This window comes from Enterococcus sp. DIV0086 (genome assembly GCF_050498705.1).
Lineage (GTDB): Bacteria > Bacillota > Bacilli > Lactobacillales > Enterococcaceae > Enterococcus > Enterococcus faecalis.
On the sequence record NZ_JBNIDN010000001.1, the window covers coordinates 1,196,507 to 1,212,692 of the forward strand.

Consider the following 16,186-nt stretch of genomic DNA (forward strand, 5'->3'; position numbering starts at 1 on the left):
TTCTTTTTCTTCAATACTATTTGGCTTTTATTTAAAATTTTTTACATCAGTGATAATGAGAAAGTTTACTATAAACATTCAGTAACAAAAAACAGTCGCAACTAAAACACGTTGCGACTGTTTTTATTCGCTTTTTCTTTGTTTCGTTTGTTGTAGCTCTTTATTAATTCGGACAATTTCGTTGCCAAAATTTTGCCAGTCACTGGCTCGCGGGGGCGCTAACCAAATTAAACATTTTACTGAAAATAACGTTTTTGGTAAATAATCCGAAACTACTAAATCAGTATCTGGTCGAATCGCTGAATGAAAGTGAATGCTGAAAGATTCGAATATTTTGATTTGTTCTTTGATAAACTGAGTATATTTTTCTCCTTGCGTAAAATTCACATAAAGATTGATCGTGCTTTTTTCATTCCTTTGGTCATAAAGACGGGATAACACTAATAGCAAATCAAAAAATAAAGAAAGCTTACTAAACTCAAACGCCGAGCAATCCAACGCAAATAAAAACTGACGACAGCTATTAAAAACAATTGGGTAGCGTTCCTGAAAAAATTCTAAATCCATAATTCGTAAGGTGATATCGATGAACGGCGTAATAAAACGATGTTGATAAATAATCGGAACAATTTCTTGATAAAATTCTTCGTCCGAAATTGTAAACGGCATATAAGAAAAGAATAATGTTTTCGTAGCCGTAATTGCCTCATTGTGAGAACTTAGCAAATGTTCCGAAATAAGTTCACTTTGATAGACCGATAAATTGCCGATAATTCCTTGAATTTCTGCGTTTTTCTCTGCATGAGTCGCCTTCATCACTTCGTTGATCCAACTTTGAATTTCTTGATAAATCGAACTTTCTTCATCAAAAGCGAATGGATTTTCTTCTTGGGATAAAAAATAATTAGCTTTTCTTTGCGTTCGTTCTAACGCCACCAATACATAATGTTTAAATAAATGAAAATTAGTGATATTTTCATAAGAGCCTTTCAATTGAGCCAATAATTGGTTCACTGCGCGAAGATCTGTTTGATTATATAATTCTTCAGAATCTTTGTAAATTCGGTAATAAAGCATAGTAAAATATTGTCTAATCGCCATTTCATTGCCGCTAAGTTGTAAATTTTTGGATAACTTAATACCGTATTGACCTAATTCTTTCCGGATATGGTCAACAATTTTGTATACAACCGTTCGACTCATCCCGTGCTTTTCACCGTATTTTTTGATTGAGGTAAACTGATGAAAGAAAATCGTTTTTAATAGATTAAATTCTAACGAGTCTTTTAAATAATATTCTTCAATAATACTTGAAGAAATACGAAGGCTTTGAGATAACAAAATTTCATTATTTTTTTCACTGATTTCCATCTCATTAATCAGACCAAAGCGTTGCAAATCTGCATTGATTTCTGTTATGTTCCGTTCTAGCAAATAAGGAGAAATAGCTAATTGCTTACATAAACGATCTTTTCGTTCAGAAAATGAATATTGTTGCTCTAACTTTCTAATAATCGCTAATTTTAAATTTTCCCGATCATCTAATAACAAGAATTCCATTTAAACTCTCCTTGTTCCATACAAAAGTGAGCCTGACAGGAAGCTTAAAGTGGTGCCAAATTGAGAGGACCCACTTGCCGCTCCTCCAGTAATTTCCACTGGGGCTATCGTATCTATTTTTTTCAACAACTCATCATTTAACAGCACCTTTTTATTTACTCGTTCCTGTTCAATTTTATTTTTCTTTTTCTCCTGTTTTGTTTGTTGCTCCTTGTCCTGTCTCGAGGCAATAATTGGTCTTTCTGGGCCAATCATTGCTTGACTATAAGGAAGCTCTGCAAGCATATTCCCCTCTGCAGCAAAATTAGTAGGGTTGACATACACCTTCGCAATAGAAAGGTATGACTCATAACGGAAGGTTACAAAATAAAGGCCTACTTTTTGAGTATTTACATTATTTTCTATAATTACATTTTCTAAATTTAAAGGGCGACCCTCTTTATCTTTTAGAAAAACGACATTGTCTAAGGGTGACCATGCTTGATTAACTCCTAAAAACGTGTCTTTTAATTTAAGTTCCGTTTGATTTTCTTTGACCGTAATGGTTGCTGTTTCAATTTTGCCATCCACTTCATAAGTCACGGTGTATTTGCCTGGTGTTGTCGCTTCGTTTGCATAGCTATTCACTGAAGCAATCAACATTCCTGAAGAAAGAAATAAGGCTGTGCCGATACTACCATAATAAATAGTTCGCTGGTTCATCTCGTTTATTATTCCTCCAAACTATTTCATAAAAATAACTATCTTAACAGAAAAACCTGCTAATAGGTGTTCTTAAAATAAAAGTCACTTGTAAAACTTCCTATTTTCCAAGGAAACAGCTACCCTCATTCATGCACTTATTCATCTTTTAAGCGTGGAACAAAAGTTACTTTAAACTTTTGCCCCACGCTCATTTAATTATTTTCGTTTCTTCTTGATGACTATACCACTAATAATCACAATAAGTAATACAACAAGTCCTAGCACACGATATAGGCCATTAGTTTGTTCTCCCGTTTTGGGATAACGGCCCTGCTTGTCAGGTTTCACAATGTGTGTGACATACTGACTACGTTTTATCGTGGTTTGATTCGTTGAGGAACTAGTCTGGTTGTTCTCATTTTTATCTGGTAGTGGTGTAGGATTACGATCAATCACATGAACAGTTGCTACTGTCGTCAATTGACGAGGTGTTTCGTTTGAAAACATTGCGAAAAGTCGTGACTGCACAGCTGGTTTGGTTTCATTAACTGGCTCAGTGGTATAGGAAATCTGGTACTCTCCTGTTTTCTTTGTATCAACTTCCCCTTTTACTTGAACCTTATCAAAGGACATAGCATGACCGTCACGATCTGTCGCTGAAACGAAATTATCTTCTGGTTTCCACGAATCACCAACATAAATCGTTGTATCTTTAACCTCTAACTTAGATTGGTCGGGTTTGACGGTCACATGGGCTGTTTCTTCTTTACCTTCGTAACTGTATACGATTGGATAAACGCCTGCTTTGCTAGTATCAACTTGACCTGAAACAGTTATTTTTTCGAAGGGAACGTCTTGACCTGTTTTATCTGTCGCTGAAACAAAGTTCTCTTCTGGTTCCCATGAATCGCCGACATAAATCGTTGAATCTTTGACCTGTATGCGACTGTCATCACGGACATGAACGATTGCTTTCGCTTCTTTTGTGCCATTTTTATAGACAATTTCATAATCGCCTATTTTATCAACATTCACTGTTCCCTGAACATCAATTTTTTCAAACGGAACGTCTTGGCCTGTTTTGTCTGTTGCTGAAACGAAATTATCTTCAGGTTTCCATTTATCGCCGACATAAATCGTTGTATCTTTGACCTCTAACTTAGACTGGTCGGCTTTGACGGTCACATTAGCTGTTTCTTCTTTACCTTCGTAACTGTATACGATTGGATAAACGCCTGCTTTGCTAGTATCAACTTGACCTGAAACAGTGATTTTTTCGAAGGGAACGTCTTGACCTGTTTTATCTGTCGCTGAAACAAAGTTCTCTTCTGGTTTCCATGAATCGCCGACATAAATCGTTGTATCTTTGACTTGTAAGCGACTGTGATCAATTGTTTTAGTTAATGGAATTTTTAGTTGATTGTCTCCTTTGACCAGCTTAATGGCTTTTCCTGTCAAATACTCTTCATCCACGGAATATTCCTGCGGTACATTCGTTACTCGCAAGGTATAATCACCTGTCATGATGTCATCAAAGGAGTATTGACCTTTTTCATCTGTTGTAAATTCGGTTGCTGTATGCGTGACATTATCAATTAGTTCAAAAGAAACCTTCGCAATTGCTTGGTTTTCATCCTCTATGTTATGCGTATAGAATGTGGCAGTTGCTAAATAAACAATACCTTCCGCATCACCTTCTGAGAATTTCAATGTGATTGGCGCAGTGGTAACTTTTTTCTTGCTAGCAGACATCTGGTTCAATGTTTCAGAGTCGATTGTTGTTTCTGTATAGATTTGGCCAGCGTTTGCAGAGACAGTATTGTATTCAATCGTAATGTTTTCTGTCAATGTATAGTCTTTAAAAATAATTTTCGCACCGTTTGTAGTCTTCTCTAATGAATAAGCATCTTCTGGCACGCCTTTCACGGTAATAGAATTCAAATCGATTTGAGCATTGGTTGTGCCTTTTGGTGTTAATTCAATCGTTGGATTTTTCACACGATGTGTTTTATTATCAATATTTTTTGTTGTTACTGTTGTTTTTGTTACATTTTTTAATGTTGGATTCGCCGCTTGTGTTGCACTCAAAATGTCTAACGCTTCATTTTGAACAGAAACCGAAGCAGACCCTTCATTATTATTCGATTGTGGTTCTTTAGCTGTCCCTGTTATATAAAGAGTTGGCACGTCGATCCAGCCATTGGCGTTTTTATACTCAATAATGTAACGTTTGTTGGTTTTTCCAAAATCAAACGTGTAACTATTGGTATTTTCGTCAAAAGTAATCGTTGGGTATCCAGGACTGTCTGGTGACATTGGTTTATCAAAATAATAGCCACGATCCCAGTATTGTGGATAAATTGAATCTACCTGATCGTTTGAAACATCATAAATGTCAAAAAGAACATCGGCGCCAGCTGGAATTTTTGTACGGACGCTTAGTGAGTCAAAAGAATCATTTCGTGCATTGACAAGGAATTGATTTTTACTACTTTGAAGTGTTCGTTCAGAACCACGCTTACTATTAGTAGTTACTGTCGTATCAACTGGAGTTAAACCTTCAGCACTCATTGTTATCGGTATCGTATCGACTGGGATACTTTTATCTTTTGGCAAACTATCGGGCACATAATTAAAACCAATTGGAATTTGGATTTCGTTGGTTATTGGCGTAGTGAACTTAATAACTGAACCATCTGACGTTGGCGTTACTGTATAATCCGTTCCTAACTTGTAATAAAAATAAATTTCTTTTGTAGCTCGCAATGAAAGATAATTAGGATGCTTTACTTTAATTTCTAAATTTTGAATCGGTGTCTCTTTGCTTCCCATAACTGAGACAGTTGTTCTTGATGAATAGGCACCATTTTGATCATAATTACCCCAAGCAGTTTCAGCATTCAAAGGATTAACAACACTAATTGGTTCAATATATTGATCGGATACTAATTGAATGGCTTTATTGGGACCAATTACAGGTGTACTTAATGATAGATTAATGTCCTTCTTGTCAAAATCCATTGTTAAATCAGAAATATTTATTCTTAAATAGCTATCTTTTGTGGCCGTTAAGATGAGCTTGCCACCTTCAGTTTTAATATCAAAATAGTCTTCCAATTTTACATTTTCATATAAAGGACCATACGCCGTAAATTTAGGATTCTTAATTTCTTGACCGTTTGTACTCTCTAATACGATTTGTTGACCCACTTTTGTTTCTGTTAACGTGCCATAAATTGTTACATAATATTTCCCTTTGCTTTGAAAACTGACATAGGACATACTACGCATTTCACGATCAGCAATTATTTTACTTGTTTGACTCGTCTTCGCAGTAAAATCGGTTGTTTGTTTAGTTCCTGTCGTACTTTTCAAAGAAATTGAACCAATTTTTGTGGTTGGATACTGCTGCGAATATAAGTAGTTATAGTCCGAAGCACTCTCTAAATAAATTGTCCGATTAATCGATAAGGAATAGGCTTTTTGTTGATTCATGTTTGGAACAGTTACAGCAATCCGCCCGAGTGAATTATCGCTTAATGTATAATCTTTGCCAGGTGTTAACAAGGTTTGCGTTTCTGGTAAAATTTGACCATTAATGTCGACATCGTAACTGAAAACTTGAGGTTCCAAGTTATCTTGTTTTCCAAAGACAGCGCCTGGCGTCTCTGTTGTTAATAATTCTAATGTTTGATTGCCAGTTAACGTCCGGTCTAAATTATAAAAAATTTCGCCATCTAACCCTGTCGTTCTGGTTCGTTCGTTATATTGAATTGGTTCTACTTGTTCATATAAATCAAACGAGTAGGTTTTTTTATTTTTTCCTGGGGTTTCAATTTTGATTAATGGTTCCGCCTCTGTTGTTAGATAACTTTTTAATTCTACTTTAAAGGAAGTATCTGAAACTCGTTGATTAAACGTAATACTTAATGTTTTGGTTGCCGCATCGACTGCCCAAGTTGCGCCAATGCCCGTCACATCTCCGCTAACAGTTGAATAACCTAAATGTTCTGGTAATTGAACTGTATAAACTGATCCAGGTGCATAACCTGTGTTTCCAACAGCAAATTGGAACGTAGCGGTTACCGGTGTTGTATTTAATTCGCGGTGAACCTCTGTTTGGCTGTATTCTGTTCCACCAATCGGCGCAAGACTCATACTGTCAAGTAGTTCATCTGTAATTGGCGCTTGAACATCTGGTAGGGCTTTTTCATTAAGTGAGGTGTCCTTGTCCTCCGTTGTTTGTTGTTCAGATGGTGTAGCAGCATCACTGGAAGCTGTTGTGCTCGCCTCTGTGGTTTGCGATTCAGTTGTTGCAGTTGGTTGATTCATTTCTGAAGTAGTCGTTGTTGCTAAAGGTAAAGATGGTGTTGAGTTCGATAACTCTGCCTCTTTTTTTGCTGTATCAGTGGTCTCTGTTTGTGCTTCTGTCGTTGTTACAGCATAGGCATTTACGGCAAACCCGAAATTTTGTGCGAGAAGTATACTCAACATCACAAAAGAAAAAGTTTTTTTCTTCATACTAACTAATCCCCTTTCAATAAAATTCATATAACCTAATAATAGCTTGTTAAAAATGAAACAATTGATTAATTTTTTTTGAATCTTCAAAAAAAAAACATCTTTTCATAAAAAAATACTTGGAAAATCAGCCACAATCACTGTTTTTCCAAGTATTTTTTTTTATGAATATTTGTAAATTATCGTTTCTTTTGACGAAAAACGACCACGAAATAAACTGCAATAAACAATAACACTAAGAGCGAGTTACTATTTTTAATAAAAGTTAAAAATTGACTTGTTTGCATTGAAATGCCTTTGCCGCCAGTCAATTCTAATAAAAATTGTGTCGTGCCACCTTTGCCTACTACAGTGACTAACATAAGCGCCATCAAAATAAATTGATGGAATAAACTCCCTTTTGTTTGTGTTGTGTATTTGATAAGGATGCGGCTATCTTTTGGCAAATCTGTCTCTTGATAATATCGCCTAGCTAAAAAGCTGTTCAATGTGCTTTTGAAAAAACTCAAGAGAAACAGGCCTAAAATAGTCCACGAAGTAAGAAGTAATATTCCCAAACTTCCCGCCAGACCAATCATTGGTATGTTGTTTGACCATTGTTTCGTTTTACTAGCTGCAATCATTGCAAAAATCATCCCTAAAACATAAGGTAAATAGAGATAGATGCCCATATGAGCTCTGCCGTAAACCCCTGCAACATAAATGGAACCAAATAAAAATAAATAGTTCCCCACAATCCCGTTAATCAAGGTCGCAAGATTCATTTCTAATGATACTTTATATGCGCCGCGTTTGCCATAATGACTAACGAAAAGGACAGCCACCACAAAGAAACAGCAGGCGCCAACAATCGCATAATCAAATTCCACCGCATTCGTTAATAAGCGACCACTTCTTAATAAAAGTAATAACACAAAAAAGATAACAAACAGAATTAATTCTTTTCGTGAAACTTCTGCTGATTCTTCTTCTAGCTCGTTTAATGAAACAGGATAGCTCTTGATTGCTACTAAAGCAACCAGAAAATAGAGCGCGTACACCAATAACGCCAGTCCAATCTCAGTCGCTTTAAAAAATAAAGCGCCAAATAAAACAGCGGTCAATAAGACTGTCGTTAAAAGATTGCTATGACTGATTTTTTGACCTTCTTCTTTTAAGAAAAAGCGAATTGATTGATTACTTGGTGGCAACAACGCCCCACTAAGTCCTAACAACATTCCTGAAATACTATAAAGCGGGAAAGAAAAAGCGCCGGCGATCCCAATTAAGGATCCTGCCAAGCCTAACAATAGAGAAATCTTTAGTAGACCTAGACTAGTCAAAGACAAATTAATTCCTCGAACCAGAAAAATGCCTGTCATACGCAATGTATAAAATAAGACAAATGGTAAAATTGTTAGAAGGTTGTGTCCATCACTCAATTGAATGTAAAGTAAATAAGGCACAACAATAATCGTATTACTTAGTAAACTTAATGCTGTATTACCAAGACTTTCAATTTTTTTATTCATTTTGACCTCTTCTTTTATCTTTCATTTTCTATTATTTTTAGGGTAGCATTGTTTACTTTTTTTGTCCATAAAATAACAGATGCAGCAATTTCCTAATGTTTATTTTCCAGTGTTACGTATAATAGTTAATGACGACTGCTTGGACTTTCTCTGTTCCGTCATTTATATACGTGTGTACTTGATTAGCATCAAAATACATAGCGGCGTCTTTTGGAAGAAGGTATCTCTGACCGCCCACTTCAAGAGCTAATGCTCCTTGAATAACCATGACATATTCTGTCGAACGTTTTGAATGCCCAACAGCTTGATACTTTTTCCCTGGATCTAATTCAAACTGAAAGAGTTCAAAGTTTCTTTCCTGGTTGTCTGAGTAGTAATTAAAGACTCGATAGGAGTGATCTTCAGAATGTTGTGTTACCGTCTCAGTTTTTTTTACCACGGGATTTTCTTTAACATAGTCATCTTCTAATAAATACGTATATGGAACATTGAGTCCATTACTTATTTTCCAAATTGTATTTATGGTAGGATTGGTGGTTCCTTTTTCAATCTGCGAAAGCATCCCTTTACTCACTCCGGTTATCCCAGCTAGTTCATCTAACGTAAGTTTTTTTTCTTGTCTAATTTTTTTTAAATTATTGCCAATAATTGTATTAATCTCCAAAATAGTTGCTCCTTCTGTTTCTTTTTATTATCCAAAAGTTCAATATATTGAACAAAAGTATTCTTTATTGTATTATACAATATATATCTTAGTTGTTCAAAAGGAGTGGTTAATAATGAAAACGCTCATTCGCTCGTTGTGTCTCATTATCGAAGGTCTAGATTTTCAGACACACGTGTTTAAATTTTATACAGAAAGAAGGAAAAAAAGAGAATGAACCACCAATTAGATGCACCCACTGGCATTCGTGAAGCCTTGCCAACGGTTTTTGGCTATATTGGTATTGGCATTGCTTTTGGTATCGTAGGACAAGCAGCAGGTTTTTCCCCTCTGATTGTTAGTGCGATGTCGTTTTTTATTTTTGCAGGATCTGCTCAGTTTGTAACAGTTAGTATGTTGACTGGCGGCAGCCCTATCTTATCTATTGTGTTAGCGACTTTCTTAGTAAATGCGCGTATGATTCTTATGGGAATGACCATTGCGCCTTACTTTAAAGCCGAATCTCTCGGTAAAAATCTCTGGTTGGGAACCTTACTGACGGATGAAAGTTTTGCACTAGGAATGAATAAATTAAACCACACCAAAGGACGTTTAAGTTTTGAATGGTTTAATGCTGCCAATTTGATTTCCTATGCGACTTGGGTTTTTTCGACGATCATCGGTGCCTATCTAGGGCGCTTTATTGCAAACCCTCAAGCATTAGGTCTTGAGTTTGCGGTCGTGGCTATGTTCATTGGTTTACTCTATCTGCAGATAATTAGTGATCGTTCCATGAAAATCGCTTTACAACTCATCATGGTCCTGATTACTTTTGGGTTGATGTCTATTGGTCTAATTTTTATTCCCAGTAATTTAATTGTCTTAGTTGTCACGTTAATCGGTTGTGGAATAGGAGTGATGATAAAACATGCCTTCTTCTGAGTATCTCTTTTTAACAATTTTAGGCTGTACCGTTGCAACCTGGCTTTCAAGAATACTGCCATTTTTACTTTTAAAAAAAATCAGTCTGCCACAGAAATTATTAGAATATCTAAGTTTTGTTCCCATTGTGATTATGTCCGCCTTATGGTTTAGTAGCTTATTTGAACAAAGAATAGGGCATTTACCAAGCCTCAATCTTCCTTATTTATTCGCTTCATTTCCTACCATTTTAGCCGCAATACTCTCTAAAAACTTATTACTTATTGTACTGGTAGGCATTGCTTCATTTGCACTAATCCAAAATTTCATCTAAAAAAACAGACAGGCACTACCAGATGGTAGTGCCTGTCTGTTTTTTTAGATGCCAGCTGCAGGGATCGAACCTGTGACCTACGCGTTACGAGTGCGTTGCTCTACCAACTGAGCTAAGCTGGCCTGAAACAAATCTATTATAGGACTTTCTACTTTATTTGTAAAGTCTGTTTGTTATTTATTTATGCAAAATCTCTTTAAAATAAGCCAAATAGCGACTTTACAAACTTTTTTCTGAAAATGTGGTATAATAGAGATATCAAGAAAGGATGGTTTTTTGTATGTCAAATTTTAATGGTATGGTTACTCCTGTTGTTCCATCGGATGCTGGTAAGGATTTCGCCGTTGACACCCATGTTACTTTTCTTGTTCACGGACAGCCACAAACAGGCGTTGTTACGAAACAATTAAAAAATGCCGCTGTCGTCGAAATTGACGAAACGCAAAAAAACAATCACTTAATGGTGCACAGCAATGGTGTGATTGTTATTAATTACAAACAATTGAAAAAGATTTAATTCTTCAAGCGTGGGAAATTTCCCCCGCTCTTTTTTATGTACAGAATTGGAATACTTTCCAATTCGTCGGAAACTATAATGCTGTAATAAAAGCAAAAAAACCAAAAATAATTCCGGGAACATTAGCAAAAATAATGGACTTATCTCGTGTTTCTCCATCGTCTCCATATAACCCATGAATCGTCCAAAAAATACAATTAATCATTGCCACTAATGGTTGCGTCGGATTGCCTTTTTCCCCATGTAAATTTCCATAAATTTGTGGAATATATGAAACATACATCAAAACTGACATCACACTAGCAATCACAGCGATAGCGTGTAAGACTTTTTTATTCTTTTTCATAGCTCCTCCTTTGTTTTTTTATTTTTTATTATACACCTAGAAAAGTTCTTTAAGCAAAAGAAAACCGTTAGTAACCATAATCGGTTATCTAACGGTTTTTTGTTATTATTTTGTTCCGAATAAACGGTCACCAGCATCCCCTAAACCAGGAACGATATAGCCGTCTTCGTTTAAGCGCTCATCTAAAGCTGCTGTATAAATATCTACATCTGGGTGCGCTTCTTGTAAAGCTTTCACACCTTCTGGAACGGCCACTAGACATACAAATTTAATGTTGCTAGCACCACGTTCTTTTAAGGAATCGATGGCCATAATTGCGGAACCACCTGTTGCTAGCATTGGGTCAACAACAAATAATTGACGACTTGCAATGTCTTCAGGTAATTTCACGAAGTATTCATGTGGTTGCAATGTTTCTTCATCACGGTAAAGTCCAACGTGTCCAACTTTCGCTGCTGGAATTAATTCTAAAATCCCATCAACCATGCCAATGCCGGCACGTAAAATAGGAATGATTGCTACTTTTTTCCCTGAAAGTGTTTTTTGTGTTGATTTACCCATCGGTGTTTCGATGACAACATCCTCTAAAGGCATATCCCGTGATACTTCATAAGCCATTAACATAGCAATTTCGTTGACAACTTCGCGGAAAACCTTTGTCCCACAGTTCTTTTCGCGAATCATTGTTAGTTTGTGTTGAATTAGCGGATGATCAATTACTTGAAATTTTCCCATATCTATTCTCCTTCATTATTTTATTCTTTCTTATTGTAAAACAAAAGAGCCTAGGACACAAGTTGAATTCCTTAAATCCTAAGCTCCGACTCTTATTTGTACAGAGAATCGCGCTTCAACTATCCCTGATGTTAGTTATATAATGGATATTTTTTAGTTAGCGCTGCTACAGCTGCTTTGACTTCATCATGAACTGCTGTATTTTCTGGATCTTTTAAAACTTGAACGATTAATTTAGCAACTTCTACCGCATCTTCTTCTTTAAAACCACGTGAAGTAATCGCAGGCGTTCCAATACGGATACCACTTGTTTTAAATGGACTTAATTGTTCAAACGGAATTGAATTTTTATTGACAGTAATATTTACACTATCTAAAATAGCTTCTGCTTCTTTTCCATTTAAACCAAAACCTGTCACTTCAATCAGTAATAAGTGGTTGTCTGTTGCCCCACTAATTAAACGAGCTTCTGGCGCTTGATTGAAAACTTTCGTCATCGCTTGCGCATTTGCAATCACTTGCTGACTATATTCAGCAAAACTTGGATCCAATGCTTCTTTAAAAGCTGCGGCTTTTCCGGCAATCACATGTTCCAATGGGCCACCTTGAATGCCTGGGAAAATACTACTATTTACTTTTTTCGCCAATTCTTCGCTATTTGTCAAAATTAAACCGCCACGAGGACCACGCAATGTTTTATGGGTCGTACTTGTTACGATATCAGCATACGGAACTGGATTTGGGTGCAACCCTGAAGCTACCAAGCCTGCAATATGTGCCATATCAACCATTAACTTGGCATCTACTTCATCAGCGATTTCACGGAAACGTTTGAAGTCAATCGTTCGTGAATACGCACTTGCGCCTGCAACGATTAGTTTTGGACGATGTTCTCTTGCTAAAATTCGCACGACATCGTAATCGATTACTTCTGTTGAAGGATCCACTCCATAACTGACAAAATTATAGGTTTTGCCACTAAAGTTAACGGGCGAACCATGTGTTAAGTGACCACCAGCTGATAAATCCATCCCCAAAATGGTATCACCTGGTTCAACCAATGAAAGGTATGCCGCTGTATTGGCTTGAGAACCTGAATGGGCTTGTACATTCGCGAATTTTGCACCAAATAATTCTTTGGCACGATCAATAGCTAAATTTTCTACGATATCGATAAATTCACAACCACCATAGTACCGTTTGCCAGGGTAACCTTCTGCGTATTTATTCGTTAAAATACTTCCTTGGGCAGCCATAACTGCTTTTGACACAACATTCTCAGATGCGATTAGTTCCAAGTTATTTTCTTGGCGCTCTTCTTCTCTTGCAATTGCATTCCATAAATCTGGGTCATACGTTTTGTAATCCATTCAAACAACACTCCATTTTGTTTTCTTTTGTCTGATTGTATCATACTTCTGTGTCAGCTTCGTTACAAATACCTCTTATTTTTCAAAAAATTTTTGATTGGCTGATTTTTTCAAGCGATTCATGTAAGCAGTGCCTAAACCAGTTTCTGCAAATCCTTGCGCAAAAATCGTGGTAGCTCCTTGCTCATCTAACGCTCTTAACCCTGCAAATAGTTCTTTTGTGGCATTTTCAACCGTTTCTGCACCATAAGAATAAACAAACGCATTTTCTGTATCTAGTTGTGCTGCCTGGTCATCACTTAAAAATAAGCCGATTTTTTCCTGTTGTTCTGTTGCTTGCTGAATCGCCGCTTGCCATTCTGCTGTTTGACCGCTTATAATCCAAACTTCCGCATCAGGAGAATAGTGTTTGTATTTCATCCCTGGCGCTTTGGGTGCTGCATTTTCGCTAATTAAATGTGTATCGATTTTCACTTGGGGAATAATGCTTTCCAACTGCTCTTTGGTAATTGCTCCTGGTCGTAAAATAACTGGCACACCATCTTCCGCCGTTAAATCTAAGACCGTTGACTCCACCCCAATCTGCGTTGGGCCATCATCTAATATGGCAGCAATTTTCCCCTGCAAATCATGATAAACATGCTCTGCAGATGTTGGACTAGGCTTGCCAGAAGTGTTCGCACTTGGTCCGACCAACGGAACATTGGCTTGTTCAATCAAAGCTAAGGTCGCTTGGTTATCTGGCATACGAAAAGCGACTGTCTCTAAACCACCTGTTACTGTTTTAGAAAATGTATCGCTAGGCACATTAAAAATTAAAGTTAATGGTCCCGGCCAAAAGGCAGACACCAATTTTGTAGCGACTTCTGGTAAGGTCGCCACGTATTTTTTGACCATCTCAACGTTGTTCACATGAACAATCAATGGATTATCACTGGGGCGGCCTTTTACTTGGTAAACTTTTTTTACTGCCGCTTCATTTAAGGCATCGGCACCTAAGCCATAAACAGTTTCTGTTGGAAAAGCCACTAACTCGCCTGCTTGAATGGCTGCTGCTGCTTGGGCTATTTCTTGTTTGGTTAATTTTTTTGTTTCCATTGCAAATCGCTCCTTCTAGAAAAGTGGCGACGAAGAACCTTAGTTACTCGGCTATCGCGAGGCGATCGTTGCCAGATAAATCTTTTTCAATTTTAATTGTTTTTTGTGGATAGGCGGCGCTCAATAATTTTTGGAGGGCCGCGCCTTGTTGAAACCCTATTTCAAAATAAATTTTACCGTCTGCTTTAAGCATCGTTTGACTTTCATGAATTAATTGTTGGTATAAAGCCAAACCGTTATTTTCAGCGAATAAAGCGGTTTTAGGTTCATACGTTCGGACACTTGCATCCATTAAATACCATTCTTGTTCACTAATATAGGGCGGATTAGAAATAAGCAGATCAATTTTTTCAGAAGCAACTGGCTGTAAGCCATTCCCATGATAAAATTCGATGCCAGCACCTAATGCTTGCGCGTTTTGTTTAGCGACAGTCAACGCTTCCTCTGAAAGATCAATGGCAATAACTCGCCAGTTGGGCCGTGCCAGTTTCAAGCTAACCGCAATGGCACCTGTCCCTGTTCCGACATCCACGACCGTCAAAGGAGTATCTGGATTGGCTTTTAAGCAACGCTCGACTAATTCTTCTGTTTCTGGTCTAGGAATCAAAGTATGTTCATTAACAATAAAGGAATGTCCATAAAATTCAGCTTGTCCTAGTAAATATTGTGCTGGGTAATCTGTCAATAATTGGGCTAAATCCGTTTTTAATTGTTCCTCTTCTTCTTTGGGCATTTCTTCTTGCATATGCAGGAGCCACTGCGTTTTATCCCAACCTTTACGTTCTAAAAAAACATAGTGAATAGCATAGCCTTCTTTGCCTTGCGCCTCTAAAAAAGAAGAAGCCCAGTTAAGGACTTCAAAGTAACCTTTAGCCATTTTGCATCTCTTCTAATTTCGATGTTTGATCATATAAGACTAATGCATCAATGATTTCGTCTAATTTACCAGCAAGAATCTGGTCTAGTTTTTGGATGGTTAAACCAATACGATGATCCGTTACTCGATTTTGTGGGAAGTTATACGTTCTGATTCGTTCTGAACGATCTCCGGTCCCCACCGCCGATTTACGGTTAGCATCATATTCACTTTGTGCTTCTTGTTGAATTTGGTCATACACACGAGCACGCAAAACTTTCATTGCTTTTTCACGGTTTTTTAGCTGTGAACGTTCATCTTGCATTGCGACCACGATTCCTGTTGGTAAATGGGTTAATCGAACAGCCGAAGCGGTTTTATTGACGTGCTGTCCACCAGCGCCACTTGCATGATAAATATCGACACGGATATCTTTATCAGCTAATTCGATTTCGACTTCTTCCGCTTCCGGCATAACTACAACGGTTGCTGTCGATGTATGAATCCGTCCTTGTGATTCTGTTGAAGGAACTCGTTGCACGCGGTGAGCGCCACTTTCATATTTTAATTTTGAAAAGACGTTATCTCCTGAAATCATCATAATTACTTCTTTATATCCACCGATTCCAGTGACGTTCGCTTCTAAAACTTCCGCTTTCCACCCTTGTGCTTCTGCATATTTTTGGTACATATTAAATAAGTCGCCAGCAAAAAGTGCGGCTTCATCGCCACCGGCTGCACCACGGATTTCCATGATGATGTTTTTATCATCATTTGGATCTTTTGGTAATAATAAAATTTTAATGCGGTCTTCTAACACTTCTTTTTCTTTTTTCAAATCAGAAAGTTCTTCTTTCGCCATTTCGGCCATTTCCGCATCTAAGTTTTCACTTAAAAGTTCTTCGGCATCGCTAATCCCTTCAACAACTTGTTTATATCGGCGATAAACCTCAACCGTCTCACGTGTATTAGCTTCTTCCTTCGATAATTCCATGAAACGTTTTGTATCACTAATGACTGCTGGGTCACTTAATAATTCGCCCAATTCCTCATAGCGATCTTCAATAGATTGTAATTGATCGTACATAGT

At 37.2% G+C, this 16,186-nt stretch carries 14 protein-coding genes and 1 tRNA gene; 3 read left to right on the forward strand and 12 right to left on the reverse strand.

Annotated features, from left to right (window positions below; genetic code table 11):
• Positions 1-123: 123 nt before the first annotated feature.
• The 5 genes from IGI63_RS05790 to IGI63_RS05810 form a co-directional block, all read right to left on the reverse strand.
• Positions 124-1,560 carry a helix-turn-helix domain-containing protein gene (locus tag IGI63_RS05790; protein ID WP_002356635.1) on the reverse strand — a complete coding sequence of 479 codons (1,437 nt, stop codon included), beginning with the start codon at positions 1,558-1,560 and terminating at the stop codon, positions 124-126.
• Entirely contained in the window at positions 1,561-2,262 is a 702-nt protein-coding gene (locus tag IGI63_RS05795; protein ID WP_002356634.1) for a bacterial Ig-like domain-containing protein, read from the reverse strand.
• 198 nt (positions 2,263-2,460) lie between these two features.
• Positions 2,461-6,765, reverse strand: coding sequence for a bacterial Ig-like domain-containing protein (locus tag IGI63_RS05800; RefSeq protein WP_429975508.1), 4,305 nt, complete (start codon positions 6,763-6,765; stop codon positions 2,461-2,463).
• A gap of 179 nt (positions 6,766-6,944) precedes the next feature.
• Positions 6,945-8,276 (reverse strand): hypothetical protein, encoded by a 1,332-nt coding sequence (locus IGI63_RS05805; protein ID WP_002384185.1) that lies wholly within the window; start codon positions 8,274-8,276, stop codon positions 6,945-6,947.
• 112 nt (positions 8,277-8,388) lie between these two features.
• Entirely contained in the window at positions 8,389-8,940 is a 552-nt protein-coding gene (locus tag IGI63_RS05810) for a helix-turn-helix domain-containing protein (RefSeq protein ID WP_002362234.1), read from the reverse strand.
• A 213-nt stretch (positions 8,941-9,153) separates the two neighbouring features.
• Between IGI63_RS05810 and IGI63_RS05815 the strand changes: the two genes are divergently transcribed.
• Positions 9,154-9,861: an AzlC family ABC transporter permease gene (locus tag IGI63_RS05815; RefSeq protein ID WP_002381529.1), complete on the forward strand. Its 708-nt coding sequence runs from the start codon at positions 9,154-9,156 to the stop codon at positions 9,859-9,861.
• Positions 9,848-10,174, forward strand: coding sequence for an AzlD domain-containing protein (locus tag IGI63_RS05820; protein WP_002356627.1), 327 nt, complete (start codon positions 9,848-9,850; stop codon positions 10,172-10,174). Before IGI63_RS05815 ends, IGI63_RS05820 begins: the two co-directional genes overlap by 14 nt.
• 49 nt (positions 10,175-10,223) lie before the next feature.
• On the opposite strand, the gene IGI63_RS05825 is transcribed toward IGI63_RS05820, so the two are convergent.
• Positions 10,224-10,296 (reverse strand) — tRNA-Thr (locus tag IGI63_RS05825).
• A gap of 158 nt (positions 10,297-10,454) precedes the next feature.
• Here IGI63_RS05825 and IGI63_RS05830 point away from each other — a divergent pair.
• Positions 10,455-10,691, forward strand: coding sequence for a hypothetical protein (locus IGI63_RS05830; protein WP_002381528.1), 237 nt, complete (start codon positions 10,455-10,457; stop codon positions 10,689-10,691).
• A 73-nt stretch (positions 10,692-10,764) separates the two neighbouring features.
• Here the strand turns inward: IGI63_RS05830 and IGI63_RS05835 are convergent, their stop codons facing one another.
• From IGI63_RS05835 to prfA, 6 genes are all read right to left on the reverse strand, one after another.
• Positions 10,765-11,037 carry a membrane protein gene (locus IGI63_RS05835; protein ID WP_002356625.1) on the reverse strand — a complete coding sequence of 91 codons (273 nt, stop codon included), beginning with the start codon at positions 11,035-11,037 and terminating at the stop codon, positions 10,765-10,767.
• 105 nt (positions 11,038-11,142) lie between these two features.
• Positions 11,143-11,772 carry a uracil phosphoribosyltransferase gene (gene upp, locus IGI63_RS05840; RefSeq protein ID WP_002356624.1) on the reverse strand — a complete coding sequence of 210 codons (630 nt, stop codon included), beginning with the start codon at positions 11,770-11,772 and terminating at the stop codon, positions 11,143-11,145.
• 131 nt (positions 11,773-11,903) lie between these two features.
• Complete coding sequence (gene glyA / locus IGI63_RS05845; RefSeq protein WP_002356623.1) at positions 11,904-13,142, reverse strand: serine hydroxymethyltransferase; 1,239 nt, start codon at positions 13,140-13,142, stop codon at positions 11,904-11,906.
• A gap of 75 nt (positions 13,143-13,217) precedes the next feature.
• Positions 13,218-14,240, reverse strand: coding sequence for an L-threonylcarbamoyladenylate synthase (locus tag IGI63_RS05850; RefSeq protein ID WP_002362608.1), 1,023 nt, complete (start codon positions 14,238-14,240; stop codon positions 13,218-13,220).
• Between the two features lie 43 nt (positions 14,241-14,283).
• A complete protein-coding gene (gene prmC, locus IGI63_RS05855; protein WP_429975509.1) occupies positions 14,284-15,117 on the reverse strand; it encodes a peptide chain release factor N(5)-glutamine methyltransferase in 834 nt (277 codons plus the stop codon).
• The gene (gene prfA, locus IGI63_RS05860) at positions 15,110-16,183 is read right to left on the reverse strand and encodes a peptide chain release factor 1 (protein ID WP_002356619.1); all 1,074 of its coding nucleotides are present in this window, start codon (positions 16,181-16,183) and stop codon (positions 15,110-15,112) included. Before prfA ends, prmC begins: the two co-directional genes overlap by 8 nt.
• Positions 16,184-16,186: the final 3 nt, after the last annotated feature.